Genomic DNA, 15371 nt, shown 5'->3' with positions numbered 1-15371 from the left:
CTCGCCATTGATGCCTCAGATATGCAGCGGTCGTCCGAATGCGGCAAGCACGCCTTCGTGCATCGTCTCGCTGAGCGTCGGATGCGGGAAGACGGTAGCGATGAAATCATCCTCGACCAGTTCGGCGGTCTTGCCGATCGTATAGCCCTGGATCAGCTCGGTAACCTCGGCGCCGATCATGTGCGCGCCGAGCAGTTCGCCGGTCTTGGCGTCGAACACGGTCTTGGTGAAACCTTCGGACTCGCCCAGCGCAATCGCCTTGCCGTTGCCGATGAAAGGGAAGGTGCCTGCCTTGACCTCGTAGCCCAGTTCCTTCGCCTTGGCCTCGGTCAGGCCGACGCTCGCGATCTGCGGGCGGCAATAGGTGCAGCCGGGGATGTTGCGGACGTCCATCGCGTGCGGATGGTTGCCCGCGATCGCCTCGACCGAAATCACCGATTCGTGCATCGCCTTGTGCGCGAGCCATGGCGGCGCGGTGACGTCGCCGATCGCCCAGATGCCGGGGACATTGGTGCGGCACATCGCGTCGGTGTCGATATGGCCCTTGGTCGTCTTCACGCCGAGCGCCTCCAGCCCGATATTCTCGGTGTTCGGGACGATGCCGATCGCGACGATGGCGTGGGTGAATTCGGCGCTTTCGACCTTGCCGTCCTTGGCCTTGATCTTCGCGGTGACGCCGGTGGCGGTCGCCTTCAGCTCTTCGACCCCCGCGCCGGTGAAGATCGTCATGCCCTGCTTCTTGAGCGCCTTTTCGAGGAAGGCCGAAACGTCGGCATCCTCGACCGGCACGACGCGATCGAGCATTTCGACCACGGTTACTTCCGCGCCCATGTCGCTATAGAAGCTTGCGAATTCGATCCCGATCGCGCCCGATCCGATGACGAGCAGCTTCTTGGGCATTTCGGGCGGGACGAGCGCATGGCGATAGGTCCAGATGCGCTTGCCGTCGGCGGGCGCGAAAGGCAGGTCGCGCGCGCGCGCGCCGGTCGCGACGATGATGTTCTTGGCGGAAAGGGTTTCGGTCCCCTTCTCGCCCTTCACCTCGAGCTTGCCCGGCGCGGTCAGCTTGCCGTCGCCCATATGGACGGTGATCTTGTGCTTCTTCATCAGGAACGCGACGCCCTGGCTGAGCTGCTTCGCGACCCCGCGGCTGCGCTTCACGACCGCGTCGATGTCGGCGCTGATCTGCGCCGCGACGAGGCCATAGTCGCCCGCATGCTGCATATAATGATAGATCTCGGCCGAACGCAGCAGCGCCTTCGTCGGAATGCAGCCCCAGTTGAGGCAGATGCCGCCGAGATTCTCGCGCTCGACGATCGCGGTCTTGAGCCCGAGCTGCGCGGCGCGGATCGCCGCGACATAACCCCCGGGACCGGAGCCGAGAACGATGAGGTCGTAGTTGGTATCAGCCACAATTATCTCCCTATTCGCCAGACCTTGAGCGCATCAGCTTGGTCAGCTCGCGCAGAGCGAGGACAGCCATGGCAACATAGGCGACGATCCAAATCCAATGCGACGCGGCGGGCCATATCCAGCTTGCGGCGGCCGCGACGAATGCTGTTGCGAGCAGTCCGATCAACAGATGCAAAGATTGTCGAACGAAGCGCATCGCCGTTTCCGGTCAGGCCACCAGCCCCAGCGGGTTCTCCACGAGTTCCTTGAAGGTCTTCATCAGCAGCGCGCCATCGGCGCCGTCGATCGCGCGGTGGTCGAAGCTGCCGGTGGCCGACATGACGGTGGCGATCGCAAGCGCGTCGTCGACCACATAAGGCCGCTTCTCGCCCGCACCGATTGCCATGATCATGCCCTGCGGCGGGTTGATCACTGCGGTGAACTGCTTGATTCCCATCATGCCCATGTTCGAGATCGAGGCGGTGCCGCCCTGATATTCATTGGGCTGGAGCTTGCCTTCCTTCGCCTTTGCCGCGAGCTCGGACATTTCGGTCGAGATTTTCGACATCGACTTGCCGCCAGCGTCGACGATGATCGGGGTGATGAGGCCGCCGGGGATGCTGACCGCGACCGAAATGTCGGCGCGCTTGTACGTCCGCATCACATCGCCGCCGAACGAGACGTTGCACGCCGGCACGCGTTCGAGCGCGACCGCGAGCGCCTTGATCAGCATGTCGTTGACACTGAGCTTCACGCCGCGGCTTTCGAGGCTGGCGTTGAGTTCGCCGCGCAGCTTGAGCAGCGCGTCGAGGCGGATGTCGACGGTCAGGTAGATGTGCGGCGCTTCCTGCATCGACTGGCTGAGGCGGCGCGCGATCGTCTTGCGCATACCCGACAGCTTCGCGTCCTCGTGCGGGATACCGAAATCGGGGATGCCCTCGGCGGGTGCGGCGGGTGCCGAGGCGGCAGCAGGCGCGGCGGCAGCGGGTGCCGAAACGGGTGCGGCGGTGCCCGCAGGAGCGCCCTCAAGATCGGCCTTGACGATGCGGCCGCCGGGGCCAGTCCCGGTGAGCGTCTTGAGGTCGATTCCCTGCTCCGCGGCGAGGCGTTTCGCGAGCGGGCTCGCCTTTATGCGGTCACCATCTTTCGTCGTTCCCGCAGAGGAGGGAACCGCTGGCGTGGGTGCACTTTGGCTAGCGGCGGCCCCCGCCTTCGCGGGGGCGACGTCTTGAGTGGGCGCTTCGGCTTTCGGTTCAGCGGCGGGCGCCGGGGTCGGCGCTGGCGCAGCTTTCGCGCTCCCCGCATCCTCACCCTCGCCCGCAATCACCGCGATGACGGTGCCGACCTTCACATTGTCGGTGCCTTCGGGAACCAGAATCTGGCTGACCACGCCCTCATCGATCGCTTCGAATTCCATCGTGGCCTTGTCGGTCTCGATTTCGGCGAGCAAGTCACCCGATTTGACCGTGTCGCCTTCCTTGACCAGCCATTTGGCGAGGGTGCCTTCCTCCATCGTCGGCGAAAGAGCGGGCATTTTGAGTTCGATCGGCATGGTCAGATTTCGTCCCTCTTGAACCTGGGCGTGAGTCTTGCAGGCGCGGCCTGCCGCTACGGATTGTTCCTCGCCTTAAGCTTTGCTTCGGTCAAGGTCCAGCGAGCCAAACTTGCCTTTCATACGAATGTGACGCACTCTTCGCCCCAAGCAAAAGCACGAGGGGTCGGGGTGATGCGGACATATCTGGTGGTGATCGACGACAGTCCCGAAGCGACGCTGGCGCTGCGTTTTGCCGCGCGGCGCGCGGCGCGGACGGGGGGCGGCATCATCGTGCTCGCGATCATCCCGCCGCAGGATTTCGTTGCGTTCGGCGGCGTCCAGGCGACGATCGAGGCCGAAGCGCGCGAGCATGCCGAGGAGCTGGTAGCGACCGCCTCCGATGCCGTGGTGCAGGAAGGCGTCACGCCGCAGACGATGATCAAGTCGGGCAAGCCCGCCGAGGTGGTGCGCGAAGTGATCGGCGCGAGCGACGAGATTGCGGCGCTGGTGCTGGCGACCGCCGCGACCGGTGCGCCGGGGCCGCTGGTCGCGCATTTCACCGGACAGGATGCGGGGACGCTTCCCTGTCCGGTGATGCTGGTGCCGGGCGGGATCGACATCGCCCGGCTCGATGCGTTGAGTTAGGCGGTCGCGAGGCGGGCGACCGCGGCGGCTTTCCATTCGAGGATCGCAAAGCCGAGCACGCCGAACGCCTGGGCGATCACGACCGCGATACCGATGCCGGTCATCTGTGCGGCGAAGGTCGCGACGACCGCAAAGCTCGCCGCAACCCAGCCGAGGTTGCCGAGTGCGATGAGCTTCACTAGCGCCGGATTCGGCACGGCTTGCCGCGCCGCGACGATCATCAGGAGCGCGGCGGCGAGGCAGATCCAGCCGCCGATCGCAACGATGTTCGCGGATAGCCCGAGCAGCGCGCCGACCGGTGCGGCGGCGAGCAGGCCGATGGCAAAGACGCCCCCGCAAGTGATGGCGTCGGCGATGAGGATATTCTTCAGATTGAGGATCGACATAGTGGTTCTCCTTTCGACCCGTTCAAACTGGACTCGAAAGTGAATGGCGTCGATTACGCCGGAGGTAATGGAAAAGCGGAAGGCCGAGGTATAGCTCCCGGGACGAAGGAGACGATCATGCAAGTGGCGACGCTGGGCGAACAATTGCGCGAATGGCGTACGCGCCGCCGGATGAGCCAGATGGACCTCGCGCTCGATACCGAAATTTCGACGCGCCACCTGAGCTTTATCGAGACAGGGCGGTCGAAGCCGAGTGCCGCGATGCTCGGACGCATTGCCGATTGCCTCGAGGTCCCGCATCGTGCGCGCAACGCGCTGTTGCTCGCGGCGGGCTATGCCCCCGATTATCAGGAGCGGCCGCTCGATAGCCCCGAAATGACGGGAATGCGCGCGATCGTCGAGCATGTGCTGAAGGGCCACGAGCCTTATCCCGCGCTGGCAGTCGATCGCCACTGGAACATGATTGCGGCGAACGAAGCGATCGCGATCCTGATCGAACAGGTTTCGCCCGCCCTGCTGACGCCGCCGATCAACGCCCTGCGCATCGCGCTCCACCCCGACGGCCTCGCGCCGCAGATCGTTAATTACGGCGAATGGCGCGCGCATATCCTGCACAGGCTCGACCTACAGATCGAGGCGAGCGCCGATGCGGGATTGATCGCTCTGCGTGAGGAGCTGGCGGGCTATGCGGTCGAGGCGAACGACAATGGTATGGCGCATGTGAACAGCGTCGCGGTGCCGCTGGTGCTTGACACGATCGCCGGGCGGATTTCGTTCGTGTCGACGGTGACAATATTCGGGACACCTGTGGATATTACGTTGTCGGAGCTCGCGATCGAGGCGTTTTTCCCGGCGGATGCGGAGAGTGCGGCGTTGTTGCAGAAATTGGCGGGGCGATAGCCACCTCGTCATTCCCGCGAAAGCGGGAACCCAGCGAGCAGCCGTTACAACTGGGTTCCCGCTTTCGCGGGAATGACGAAAATTGGGTTTAGCGTTTCCGCCCCTTGTGCTTGATATTCGCCGGCCGGCCGCGTTTGCCGACCACATGCTTGCCGCCCTTGTCCTTCACCCCATCACGCCGCGGCGGGCGACCCCGGAACCCACCCTCTGGCGCGTCGGGCAATTCGAAGCGTAGCGCGCCGCTGATCGGATTGGCGTCGATCAATCGCAGATCGAGCCGCTGGCCGGTCGTGAAGCTGACGCGGCCATGCTCGCTGTCGAGGCTGCGCGCCGCCTCATCGTAGAAGAAGCGTTCGCTTCCCAACGTCGATACCGGCACCAACCCGTCGCCACCGAGCCCGTCGACGGTCGCGAAGAAGCCGAAGGGCTGCACCCCGGTGATCCGCGCTGCGACGATCTCGCCCTTCTTGGTCGAAAGAAAGGCGGCGACATAACGATCGACCGTCTCGCGTTCGGCCTCCATCGCGCGGCGTTCGAGCGCGCTGATCGCCTCGCCGATGCGTGACAGGCCCTTGGCGTCGGCTTCGCCGAGTCCCGTGCGCGCGGGCAGGTCCTTGGGCTTGCCGGGCACTTCGAGCTTGTAGCTGTCGACGAGCGCGCGATGGACGATCAAATCGGCGTAACGCCGGATCGGCGAGGTGAAATGTGCATAGCTGCCGAGCGCGAGGCCGAAATGACCCGCGTTGGCGGGGCCATAATAGGCCTGCGTCTGGCTGCGCAAAATCGCCTGCATGATCTCGGGCAGGCGGTCGTCTTCGGAAAAGCCGTCGATCAGGCGGTTGAAGACCGCGGGGGTGATGACCTGTCCCAGCGCAAAGCTCTGTTCGAAGGTTTCCAGATAATCCTTGAGGCTGACGAGCTTTTCGCGGCTCGGCGGCTCGTGGATGCGGTACATCACGGGCGATTTCTTCGCCTCGAGCGCCTTCGCCGCGGCGACGTTCGCGGCGATCATATAATCCTCGATGAGCCGCATCGAATCGAGCCGGTCGCGGACGCGGATTTCGGCAATTCCACCCTTCTCGTCGAGGATCACCTGCCGCTCGGGCAGATCGAGGTCGAGCGGCGCGCGCGCGGCGCGCGCTTTTGCGAGCAGCGCCCAGCATGCCCACAGATTCTTGAGCGTGGGGAGCACGTCGGCGTCCCATTCGTCGCGCGCGGCGTCGGCGTCATAAGCCCCCTGCGCATGCTCATAGGCGATGTTCGCGCGCAGCCGGACGAGCGCACGCGTGAAACGCCACGACGTCACCTTGCCATGCTTGTCGATAACGAGATGGCACGCCATCGCCGCGCGGTCCTGCCCCGCTTTCAGCGAGCAGACGCCCGCCGACAGCGTTTCGGGGAGCATCGGGACGACTTGGTCGGGGAAATAGACGCTGTTGCCGCGCTGCCGCGCCTCGCGGTCGAGCGCGCCGTCGGGACGGACATAATAGCTGACATCGGCAATCGCGACGATCGCGCGCCAGCCGCCCTTGTTTGGGCCGTCGGTGTCGGGGGCGGCCCATACGGCGTCGTCATGGTCGCGCGCATCGATCGGGTCGATCGCGACGATCGGCAGGTCACGCAAATCCTCGCGGCCGTCGGGGGTGAGCGGCAGCTTGGCCGCGACCTCAGCCTCGGCGAGCGTTTCGGCACCGAAGATATGCGGGATTTCGTGCCGCGCGATCGCGATCATGCTGAGCGATTTGGGCGCGAAGGGATCGCCGATGCGATCGATGACCTTCGCCTTGATCGCTGGGCCGCGTCCCGTCAGTTCGGCGCGGACGAGGTCGCCGATATTCGCATCGCCCTTGTCGGCGACAGCGAAGTCATGACGCGCGCGCTTGTCGGCGGGGCGCAGCCACAGGATCGGCTTGCCGCCCGGCCCCATATCCTCGACGAGCACGCCGATCACCGTTTCTCCGCCCGATTGCAGCTTTTTCATCGGGTGCGCGACATGGCCGCTGCCACGTTCCTCGGTGCGCGCGAGGATGCGGTCGCCGACGCCGAGCGCGCCCTTACGGCCTTGTTCCATGACGCGCAGCCGCGGCGCGGGCCCTGCGGCTTCCCAATGTTCGGGCACCCCCCAGACATTGCCGCCGTCGATCGCGGCGACGCGCAGCACGGTCACGCGCGGCAGGCCGCCATGTTTGTGAAAGGCGCGGCCGCCCGCGAGATCGACGAGCCCCTCGTCGGTCATATCCTTGAGCAGCGCCTTCAGCGCGATCTTCTCGGTGCCGTGGAGGCCGAAATGTTTCGCGATCTCGCGCTTGCCAACGGGTTGGTCGGAGGTGGTGATGAAATCGATGATCTGCGGGCGGCTCGGCAAGCCGGGTGAGATGTTCTGGCGGTTCTTCATTGTCCGAGGATATACGGGCGCCGGCCAGCTTTACCAAGCGCTCAACGCGTGACACCCAAAAGGGTCAGCCATAGGCGATCCAGCGACCCGATGCCGCCGCACCAAGCCATAGCAGCAGCGATGAAGCCGCCATCGCGCGCGCCGCGCCGGGCACCGTGTCGGACCAGCCGCGCATGCGCGCGCGCCATATCAGCCGGAAAGCCGCGGCATTGACCAGCGCCACGGCTATGATGACCAGCTTTCCCGCAAAAATGTCCGACCGCGCCAGCGCCGCGCCGTCGGCGGCAAACAGCACGATGCCGCTGGCGGCCATCAGCATCAGGCCGACGACCGCGACGGGGGTCAGCGCGCGCGACAGCATGGCGATCGGCAGCCCTTGCCATAGACCAGCCACCCGCAGATCGACGATGCCGATCCCGCCGATGAGCATGACCAGGCCCAGCAAATGCAGCGTGTTAACAATCGGATAGACGAGCGCCGATCCGCGCGCCCACGGTCCGACGCCCGCGACGTCGAGCCATAAGGCGACGTCCGTCAGCAGCGATTCCACGCCGCCCGGCTCAGCGCAGCTCGACCGTCTTCTGGCCGATCATTATCCGTTCCACCCGCATTTCCGTCGTACCGTCGCGACGGACGTAGCCGGTCAGGCGAAGGCGCTTGCCCGGTTCGATCTCGGCGCGCGTCAGGCCGCGGGCTTCCATCCGGCTGGTGGGCGCCAGGATGACGTCCCACAGCTTGCCCTTCCAGCGCATCTTGGCGCTGCCGTGCGGGTTCGCCCACGACAGTTCGGTGAACGACGCGTTCAACGTCACCGGCTTGCTCTCGTCATAAGAGGACCAGCCGTGATGCGCCGCGACGGGAAGCGCGGCGCAGGCCAACGCCGTGGCCGCGATCAGCATGGGAAAACGCATAACCTGTCTCCTTCGGCCCCGCGGCACGAAGGCTAGTGGTGCGCGGCGCCCAGTGCAAGCCGGGCGCCGCCAATCAATAGGCCCGGCCGATCAGCACGCGCTCGACCGCGGGCTCGCCGGTGAAGAAACAGGCACCATCGGCAGCTGCGGCGTCGAGCGGGGCGTTGCGCATCGTGAGCTTGAGCGCCTTCAATTGCTCGACGATCCCGTCGAGGACCGCGCCGGTCGGGCGCGACCATTGCACCTCGACCCAACCGACGAACTTGTCGCCGCCGGCGTAGTGGGCGGCAAGGTCGGTAACGTCGCGGCGAATATTGGCGTGGAGCCGCTCTTTCGCCTCGGCATGGAGACCCGACTGGATGTCCTCGAGCATTGCGACCGCCGCAGCGACGAAATCGCCCCTGGCGACGAAAGCCGTGTTGAGCTTGCCGTCGTCCTTGTAAAGCCGGTCGCGGCGGATCACGGCGACATTGCCGCCGGCGACGTCGCGCGGGCCGATTTCGAGAATGATCGGCGCGCCTTTCTTGACCCAGCCCCAGCGCTTGGTCTGTGCCTTGTTCGCACCGGCGTCGAGATGGACGCGGAGCGGTTCGCGAAAGGCGTCGAGCGCCTTCAGTTCGGCCTGGAGCGACGCGCAATAATCGAGGATCGCCTGATCTTCCTCATTGTCGCGCAGCATCGGCACGATGACGATCTGGTGCGGCGCGATGCGCGGCGGGCAGCGCAGGCCGTCGTCGTCGCCATGCGTCATGATCACCGCCCCGATCGTGCGGGTCGTCATGCCCCAGCTGACGGTGTGGCACAGGCTGTGCCCCCCGTCCTTGTCCTGGAAACGGATATTCGCAGCCTCGGCGAAACCGGTGCCGAGATAGTGCGAGGTGCCGGCCTGCAGCGCCTTGCCATCCTGCATCATCGCCTCGATCGAAAAGGTCGCGGCGGCGCCCGGGAAGCGCTCGTGCTCGGGCTTTTCGCCGACGACCACCGGGACGGCGAGCGCCTCTTCGGCAACCGTGCGATAGAGTTCGAGCGCGCGCATCGTCTCGGCAAGCGCATCTTCCTTGCTGTCGTGCGCGCTATGGCCTTCCTGCCACAGGAATTCGGCGGTGCGCAGGAACATGCGCGTGCGCATTTCCCAGCGCACGACATTCGCCCACTGGTTGACCTTCAGTGGCAAATCGCGCCAGCTCTGGACCCAGCGGCTCATTGCGGCGCCGATAATCGTTTCCGACGTCGGGCGGACGATCAGCGGCTCCTCGAGCTTCGCCTGGGGATCGGGGATCAGCTTGCCCTTGCCGTCGCTGATCAGGCGATGGTGAGTAACCACCGCCATTTCCTTTGCAAAACCATCGACATGGTCGGCTTCTTTCTCAAAGAAGCTCAACGGAATGAAGAGCGGGAAATAGCAATTCTGGACCCCCATATCCTTGATGCCCGCATCCATGATCGCCTGGATACGCTCCCAGATGCCATAGCCCCACGGCTTGATCACCATGCAGCCGCGCACACCCGATTCCTCGGCGAGGTCGGCTTCGGCAATGACATCCTGATACCAGGCCGCGAAGTCGGCCTGCCGGGTTACGCTGAGCGCATGCTTGATCATGTTAGTCCGATTTCTGTCGTTGAGGGCGGGAGAGCGCCCTTCTTACTTCTTGTTTGCGAGTTCGGCCTTGAGCGCGGCCACTTCGGCCTTGAGCGCGGAGATCTCGGCATCCTTTGCCTTGCTGCCACCGGCCCCCGGGATAAAGGCCCCCGCCGCCTGTTGGAACATCTCCATATTGCGCCGCGTCATTTCGGCGAACGGATTGGATCCGAGCGCGCCTTCCAGTGCCGAGCGGACATCCTGCTGGTTCTTGCGAAACGCCGCCATCGAGGCTTCGAGATATTGCGGCACCATCGACTGCATCTTGTCGCCATACATGCCGATCAGGTGGCGCAGAAAATTGACCGGCAGCAAGGTTTCGCCGCGGGTTTCCTCGTCCATGATGATCTGTGTCAGGACATTATGCGTAATATCGTCGCCGCTTTTTGCATCAACGACGCGAAATTCGCGGCCGTCGCGCACCATCGTCCCCAGATCCTCGAGCGTGATATAACAACTGCGTTCGGTGTCGTAGAGCCGCCGGTTGGCATATTTCTTGATCGTGACGACGTCATCGTCCGCCGCCATCTTGGACTTCGCCATCTTGACCTGCGCTCCTTATAACTCCGGGACAATGGCGACCGCGCCGTACCGGACATTCGATTGGCCCTGCATTAGCACCAAATTATGATGCATCGCAACATGCCGGACTTCACGCTGTCGAGGTGGGTGAGAGCGATTCGCAAAGGGCCGATGCGGCCGCGTGGAAGCCCCTTGCTGGCCCCCTCGCCCCTGCGCCAGGTCTGTTCTTGGGGCAAGGCGAGGTTCTGGCGCCTGCCGACGCTGCGCGCTCCTCGCGCAGGGATGTCGAATCGATCGAAACGCAATTTCGTTTCAAAAGAAATCATTGTCTTGGTATTTTTTGCCGCATTTGACCGCCTAGGAGGCAATTCGTTTCGCCAAGCGCAATCCCGCTGTCCGGCCGCCGCCAAGATGGGGCGGCAAACGCCTGTTGCGAAAATGCCACAGCGTCGCACCCGAGTCCCCCTAGTGTCAGAAAATTTTCATCAAAGGCTTGTGCCGCCGAAAATTTCTGTCTTTCTAAGGGGCAATCCGTTCACTTCAATCTTTTGGGCGGGCAACCGGGGAATTACATCATGAAGAAGACTAGCCTGTTGGTTCGGGGCTCCGCCCTGACTCTTGCTTTGTTCAGCGCCATGCCCGCAATGGCACAGGACGAAGCCGCTCCTGCGGATGACGCGGCCGAAGCCGCCGCCGAGGGCACCATTGTCGTTACCGGGTCGCGCATCCGCCGCCCGAACCTCGAATCGACCGTTCCGATCACCTCGATCACGGGCGAAAGCTTCTTCCAGCAGGGCCAGACCAACATCGGCGACACGCTGAACGATCTGCCGCAGCTTCGCAGCACCTTCGCTCAGCAGAACCCGGGCCTCGGCATCGGCATCGCCGGTCTAAACCTGCTCGACCTTCGCGGTCTGGGCACGCAGCGCACGCTGGTCCTCGTCAACGGCCGTCGCCACGTCCCGGCCGACATTCTGAACAACGCCGTTTCGGTCGACGTCAACACCATCCCGAACGACCTGATCGAACGCGTCGATATCGTCACGGGCGGCAACTCGGCCATTTACGGTTCGGACGCCATCGCGGGCGTGGTCAACTTCGTCCTGCGCCGCGACTATGAGGGTGTGCAACTGCGCGCCCAGGGCGGCATGACCGACTCGGGCTACGCCGGAAACCAGTATGTTTCAGCCATGCTCGGCAAGAACTTCGCCGAGGGCCGCGGCAACGTCACGCTGCACGCCGAATATGCACGCAACGACCGTGTCTTTGCTTCGGATGTTCCCGAATTCCGCAAAAACAATGGCTTCTTCGTCGTCGACACCGATGGCGGTGCCGGCATCGTCGACGGCGGCGACGGCTTCCCCGATCGCGCCTTCTTCCGCGATGTCCGCAGCGCGAGCATTCACTTCAACGGCCTGATTCCGGTCAACCAGCAGAACGTACCCGGCGCGGCATGCGGACGCGGCACGGCGGCGACCGCCGGCGGCCCGAACAGCAACGGTACCCCGTATAACTGCACCTATGTCTTCACCAACGAAGGCCGACTGACGCCGCAGACGGGCACCCGCTTCGGCTCGGGCATCATCGGCGGCATCGTCGGTGGCAACGGCCAGACCGGCCGCGAAGGCAAGACGCTGTCGGTCCTGCCGTTCACCGAACGCTATAACTTCAACATGCTGTCGCGTTTCGAATTCAGCGAAGCGGCCGAAGTGTTCGTCGAAGCCAAGTGGAACCGCGTAAACGCGCTGGGCAACAACGCAGGCCCGTCGTTCATCCAGGGCACGCAGTCGGCGTTCGACTTCCGCGAACGCACGCGTCTCGACAACCCGTTCCTGAACACGGCCGACCGCACGACGCTCGCCAATGCCATTCTGGCGTCGGGCTGCCGCAGCGACCTTCAGGTCACCTGCCCGGCAGGCGGCAACCTGACCGCAGCCGACATCACGGCGATCAACAACGGCACCTATCGCTTCGTCGTTGCGCGTAACCTGATCGACGTCGGCCTCCGCGACGAAGCCTTCCAGCGCGACACGTGGCGTGTGGTTGGCGGCCTTCGCGGCACGTTCAACGAGGATTGGAGCTACGAACTGTCGGCGAACTACGGCAAGTTCAAGGAAGCGATCACCACCGACGGCTTCATCGATCGCCAGCGCTTCGTGCTGTCGATGGACGCGGGCCGCAACCCGGTGACCGGCCAGATCCAGTGCCGTTCGCAGTTCGACCCGGCCGCGGCTCTGCCGATCCAGCGCACCGACGCCGTTTCGGCGGCGATCGCGGCGCGCAACGCGGCACGCCTTGCGGCCGACATCGCGGCCTGCGTTCCCTACAACCCCTTCGGTTCGCCGGACAACAGCGCAGCGGTCAACTATTTCGGCCGCACCTTCACGGCGCGTTCGGGCCTCGACCAGCTCGTCCTGTCGGGCTTCGTCTCGGGTGACACCAGCGGTTTCTTCAACCTGCCGGGCGGCCCGGTTCGTTTCGCAATCGGTGCCGAATATCGCGAAGAGAACGCCTTCTATCAGCAGGATGCGTTCGTAACCGATGGCTTCACCAACGGCGTGTCGATCCCGAGCTTCGAGCCCAACACCTTCAAGGTGAAGGAACTCTATGGCGAACTCCAGATTCCGCTGCTCAAGGAAATGCCGTTTGCGCATGAACTGACGGTCAGCGGTGCGGGCCGTGTCGCAAAGTATCAGGGCAATGTCGGCACGGTGTATTCGTACAACGCCGGTCTCGACTGGGCGCCGATAGAAGACATCCGCTTCCGCGGAAACTACAGCCGCGCCGTTCGCGCGCCGAACGTGTCGGAAACGGCGTTCCCGCTAGTCCCGAACTTCGCGCCGAACTTCCAGGATCCCTGCAACCCCGCACGTCGCGGCTCGGGCGTTCGCGCGGCCAACTGCGCCGCAGCACTGGGTGCGTTCCTCGGTAACCTGACCGACATTACGCAGTCGCTCGGTATCGTCAGCGGTTCGAACCCGAACCTGACCGAGGAAACGTCGGACAGCTACACCTATGGTGTGGTCATCCAGCCGCGCTTCATCCCGGGCCTGAACCTGTCGATCGACTATTATGACATCACGGTGAAGGGTATCATCACGGCGCTGACCGCGCAGCAGATCGTCGATAGCTGCTATGACTCGGCGGACCTGAACAACGTGTTCTGTTCGCAGTTCACGCGTAACCTCACAGGCGCCCCCAACGCCTCCGGCGACGCGTCGGGTCGTATCGTCACCAACTCGCTGATCGTGGCGCCGGTGAACTTCGCGAAGCGCAAGCGTGAAGGTATCGACGTCAACCTGGCTTATCGCGCCGACCTGGGTCCGGTGAAGTTCAACACGAACCTCATCTACACGCACAATCTGACGGTCAGCAATTTCCAGGACTCGATCAACCCGGACTTCGAAAACCGTATCCTGAGCGAATTGGGCGATCCGAAGGACGAGTTCCGTTGGGACTTCGACTTCGAACATGGTCCGTTCACGCTGGGTTACCGGATGCGCTACATCGGCCCGATGCTCATCGCCCCGACCTACGAAGCGCTCAACTCGTTGAACGGCCTGCCGCCGACGGACATCGATTATGCCGATCGTGAAAAATACCCGGCTGTTTTCTATCACGACCTTCGCTTCGAATGGGACGTGAACAAGGACACGGGCGGTCCGAACCTGAACTTCTACGCCGGCGTCGACAACGTGTTCGACAAGATGCCGCCGCTGGGTTCGACGGCAACTGGTGCGGGTAGCGCGATCTACAGCTTCCGCGGTCGTACGCTCTACGCTGGCGCTCGCGCCCGCTTCTAATCGCGACGCGATCGGAATAAATGGGGGGTCGGGACATTGTCCCGGCCCCCTTTTCTTTATCTTGTGAACGAGGACGAGCCGTGCAGCTCAGCAATCAGGAAGCCGAAAATCTGATCAGGGAGGGGGTCGAGGCGCTTCAGCAGGGCCGTTCGGCAGACGCCCGCGCGCGCTTCGAACCCGTGACACAGACAGGCCGTGCCAACGCGCAGATCTGGCTTCTTCTCGCGGTCGCTTGCCGCGCCGAAAATGACGCGGCGGCCGAAGAAGCTGCGCTCGACCAGCTGCTCGTGCTGGAGCCGCAGGCGGTGCGCGGGCACATCATGAAAGGCGATTGCCGCGCACATGCCGATGACGAGCGCGGCGCGCTCCACTGCTATGAAATTGCGATGCTCATCGCCGCAAACCAGGAGATCCCGGCCGACCTGCGCGGCGAGCTGCAACGCGCCGAAAGCTGGATCGCCCGGTTCAGGGCCCATGTAGTCGAACAGCGCGAGGCAAAGCTGATCGCGCGCGGATTGCCGCCCGAAAAGCGAAGCGCACGCTTCCAGCATTCGCTCGACATCCTGGCCGGACGCAAGCGGATCTATGTCCAGGAACCGACGGGATATTATTTCCCCGAACTGCCGCAAATCCAGTTCTTCGACCCGGCCGCTTTCGACTGGGTTCCCGCGATCGAGGGCGTGGCAGGCGCAATCAAGCGCGAAATAACCGACCTGCTGGCGGCGGGCACGCAGGGCTTCCGTCCCTATATGCAAGCCCACACCGATCGGCCGCGCGCCGATGCCAATCAGTTGCTCGACAATATCGACTGGAGCGCGCTGTTCCTCTGCGAGAACGGCATGGTGTCCGAGGCGATTATCGCACGCTGCCCCCGGACATGGGAAGCCGTCCAGGCGGCGCCCTTGCCCCGGATCGTCAATTCGCCGACCGTGATGTTTTCGCTCCTGCGCGCCGGCGCCCGGATCACCCCGCATACCGGCACGCACAACGCGCGCCTGATCTGCCACCTGCCGCTGATCGTTCCACCCGGCTGCGGTTTCCGGGTCGGCAATGAGGTGCGAGAGTGGGAGGAAGGCAAGCTGCTGATTTTCGATGACACAATTGAGCATGAGGCCTGGAACGACAGCAAGGAGGATCGCGTAGTGCTGATTTTCGACATCTGGCGCCCCGAACTCACCGAGCAGGAACGGCAGGAGGTCGCCGCCTTCTTCGCCGATCCGGCGCTCGGATGACGGCTTTCGCGC

At 64.0% G+C, this 15371-nt stretch carries 14 protein-coding genes; 5 read left to right on the top strand and 9 right to left on the bottom strand.

The genetic code is table 11. The features are described 5' to 3' along the window. Positions 1–15: 15 nt before the first annotated feature. The 3 genes from lpdA to V6M50_RS09985 are packed head-to-tail and all read right to left on the bottom strand — an operon-like array spanning position 16 to position 2944. Positions 16–1413 (bottom strand): dihydrolipoyl dehydrogenase, encoded by a 1398-nt coding sequence (lpdA, locus tag V6M50_RS09995; RefSeq protein WP_332818413.1) that lies wholly within the window; start codon positions 1411–1413, stop codon positions 16–18. A gap of 10 nt (positions 1414–1423) precedes the next feature. Continuing rightward, complete coding sequence (locus V6M50_RS09990; RefSeq protein WP_332818412.1) at positions 1424–1609, bottom strand: hypothetical protein; 186 nt, start codon at positions 1607–1609, stop codon at positions 1424–1426. A 12-nt stretch (positions 1610–1621) separates the two neighbouring features. Continuing rightward, a complete protein-coding gene (locus V6M50_RS09985) occupies positions 1622–2944 on the bottom strand; it encodes a pyruvate dehydrogenase complex dihydrolipoamide acetyltransferase (protein ID WP_332818411.1) in 1323 nt (440 codons plus the stop codon). Between the two features lie 174 nt (positions 2945–3118). Here V6M50_RS09985 and V6M50_RS09980 point away from each other — a divergent pair, with 174 nt between their 5' ends. Then, a complete protein-coding gene (locus tag V6M50_RS09980; RefSeq protein ID WP_332818410.1) occupies positions 3119–3571 on the top strand; it encodes a universal stress protein in 453 nt (150 codons plus the stop codon). On the opposite strand, the gene V6M50_RS09975 is transcribed toward V6M50_RS09980, so the two are convergent. After that, a complete protein-coding gene (locus V6M50_RS09975; RefSeq protein ID WP_332818409.1) occupies positions 3568–3957 on the bottom strand; it encodes a hypothetical protein in 390 nt (129 codons plus the stop codon). The two genes, V6M50_RS09980 and V6M50_RS09975, sit on opposite strands and share 4 nt — an antisense overlap. A gap of 117 nt (positions 3958–4074) precedes the next feature. Between V6M50_RS09975 and V6M50_RS09970 the strand changes: the two genes are divergently transcribed. Further along, positions 4075–4857 (top strand): helix-turn-helix domain-containing protein, encoded by a 783-nt coding sequence (locus V6M50_RS09970; protein ID WP_332818408.1) that lies wholly within the window; start codon positions 4075–4077, stop codon positions 4855–4857. Between the two features lie 88 nt (positions 4858–4945). Here the strand turns inward: V6M50_RS09970 and V6M50_RS09965 are convergent, their stop codons facing one another. The 5 genes from V6M50_RS09965 to phaR form a co-directional block, all read right to left on the bottom strand. Further along, complete coding sequence (locus V6M50_RS09965; protein ID WP_332818407.1) at positions 4946–7252, bottom strand: ribonuclease R family protein; 2307 nt, start codon at positions 7250–7252, stop codon at positions 4946–4948. 64 nt (positions 7253–7316) lie between these two features. Beyond that, complete coding sequence (locus V6M50_RS09960) at positions 7317–7802, bottom strand: DUF6644 family protein (protein ID WP_332818406.1); 486 nt, start codon at positions 7800–7802, stop codon at positions 7317–7319. A gap of 10 nt (positions 7803–7812) precedes the next feature. Continuing rightward, positions 7813–8163, bottom strand: coding sequence for a DUF6152 family protein (locus tag V6M50_RS09955; RefSeq protein WP_332818405.1), 351 nt, complete (start codon positions 8161–8163; stop codon positions 7813–7815). Between the two features lie 73 nt (positions 8164–8236). Continuing rightward, on the bottom strand, positions 8237–9763 hold the full coding sequence (gene proS / locus V6M50_RS09950) for a proline--tRNA ligase (RefSeq protein WP_332818404.1): 1527 nt from the start codon (positions 9761–9763) through the stop codon (positions 8237–8239). Between the two features lie 42 nt (positions 9764–9805). Continuing rightward, the gene (phaR, locus tag V6M50_RS09945; protein WP_332818403.1) at positions 9806–10345 is read right to left on the bottom strand and encodes a polyhydroxyalkanoate synthesis repressor PhaR; all 540 of its coding nucleotides are present in this window, start codon (positions 10343–10345) and stop codon (positions 9806–9808) included. Between the two features lie 84 nt (positions 10346–10429). Between phaR and V6M50_RS09940 the strand changes: the two genes are divergently transcribed. The 3 genes from V6M50_RS09940 to V6M50_RS09930 all read left to right on the top strand — a co-directional run bounded on the left by V6M50_RS09940 (position 10430) and on the right by V6M50_RS09930 (position 15359). Beyond that, complete coding sequence (locus tag V6M50_RS09940) at positions 10430–10903, top strand: hypothetical protein (RefSeq protein ID WP_332818402.1); 474 nt, start codon at positions 10430–10432, stop codon at positions 10901–10903. 56 nt (positions 10904–10959) lie between these two features. After that, complete coding sequence (locus V6M50_RS09935; protein WP_332818401.1) at positions 10960–14127, top strand: TonB-dependent receptor domain-containing protein; 3168 nt, start codon at positions 10960–10962, stop codon at positions 14125–14127. An 80-nt stretch (positions 14128–14207) separates the two neighbouring features. Beyond that, positions 14208–15359: an aspartyl/asparaginyl beta-hydroxylase domain-containing protein gene (locus tag V6M50_RS09930; protein WP_332818400.1), complete on the top strand. Its 1152-nt coding sequence runs from the start codon at positions 14208–14210 to the stop codon at positions 15357–15359. Positions 15360–15371: the final 12 nt, after the last annotated feature.

The sequence above is a fragment of the Sphingopyxis sp. genome (assembly GCF_036675685.1).
Lineage (GTDB): Bacteria > Pseudomonadota > Alphaproteobacteria > Sphingomonadales > Sphingomonadaceae > Sphingopyxis.
This window is presented reverse-complemented; position numbering and strand designations above follow the sequence as displayed.

Excerpts from the sequence above, each read along its gene's own strand:
- V6M50_RS09935 (WP_332818401.1), top strand. The coding sequence starts at position 10,960 with ATGCCCGCAATGGCACAGGACGAAGCCGCTCCTGCGGATGACGCGGCC.
- V6M50_RS09990 (WP_332818412.1), bottom strand. The coding sequence starts at position 1,609 with ATGCGCTTCGTTCGACAATCTTTGCATCTGTTGATCGGACTGCTCGCA.
- V6M50_RS09980 (WP_332818410.1), top strand. The coding sequence starts at position 3,119 with ATGCGGACATATCTGGTGGTGATCGACGACAGTCCCGAAGCGACGCTG.
- V6M50_RS09965 (WP_332818407.1), bottom strand. The coding sequence starts at position 7,252 with ATGAAGAACCGCCAGAACATCTCACCCGGCTTGCCGAGCCGCCCGCAG.
- V6M50_RS09970 (WP_332818408.1), top strand. The coding sequence starts at position 4,075 with ATGCAAGTGGCGACGCTGGGCGAACAATTGCGCGAATGGCGTACGCGC.
- V6M50_RS09940 (WP_332818402.1), top strand. The coding sequence starts at position 10,430 with ATGATGCATCGCAACATGCCGGACTTCACGCTGTCGAGGTGGGTGAGA.
- proS (WP_332818404.1), bottom strand. The coding sequence starts at position 9,763 with ATGATCAAGCATGCGCTCAGCGTAACCCGGCAGGCCGACTTCGCGGCC.
- V6M50_RS09975 (WP_332818409.1), bottom strand. The coding sequence starts at position 3,957 with ATGTCGATCCTCAATCTGAAGAATATCCTCATCGCCGACGCCATCACT.
- V6M50_RS09985 (WP_332818411.1), bottom strand. The coding sequence starts at position 2,944 with ATGCCGATCGAACTCAAAATGCCCGCTCTTTCGCCGACGATGGAGGAA.
- V6M50_RS09955 (WP_332818405.1), bottom strand. The coding sequence starts at position 8,163 with ATGCGTTTTCCCATGCTGATCGCGGCCACGGCGTTGGCCTGCGCCGCG.
- phaR (WP_332818403.1), bottom strand. The coding sequence starts at position 10,345 with ATGGCGAAGTCCAAGATGGCGGCGGACGATGACGTCGTCACGATCAAG.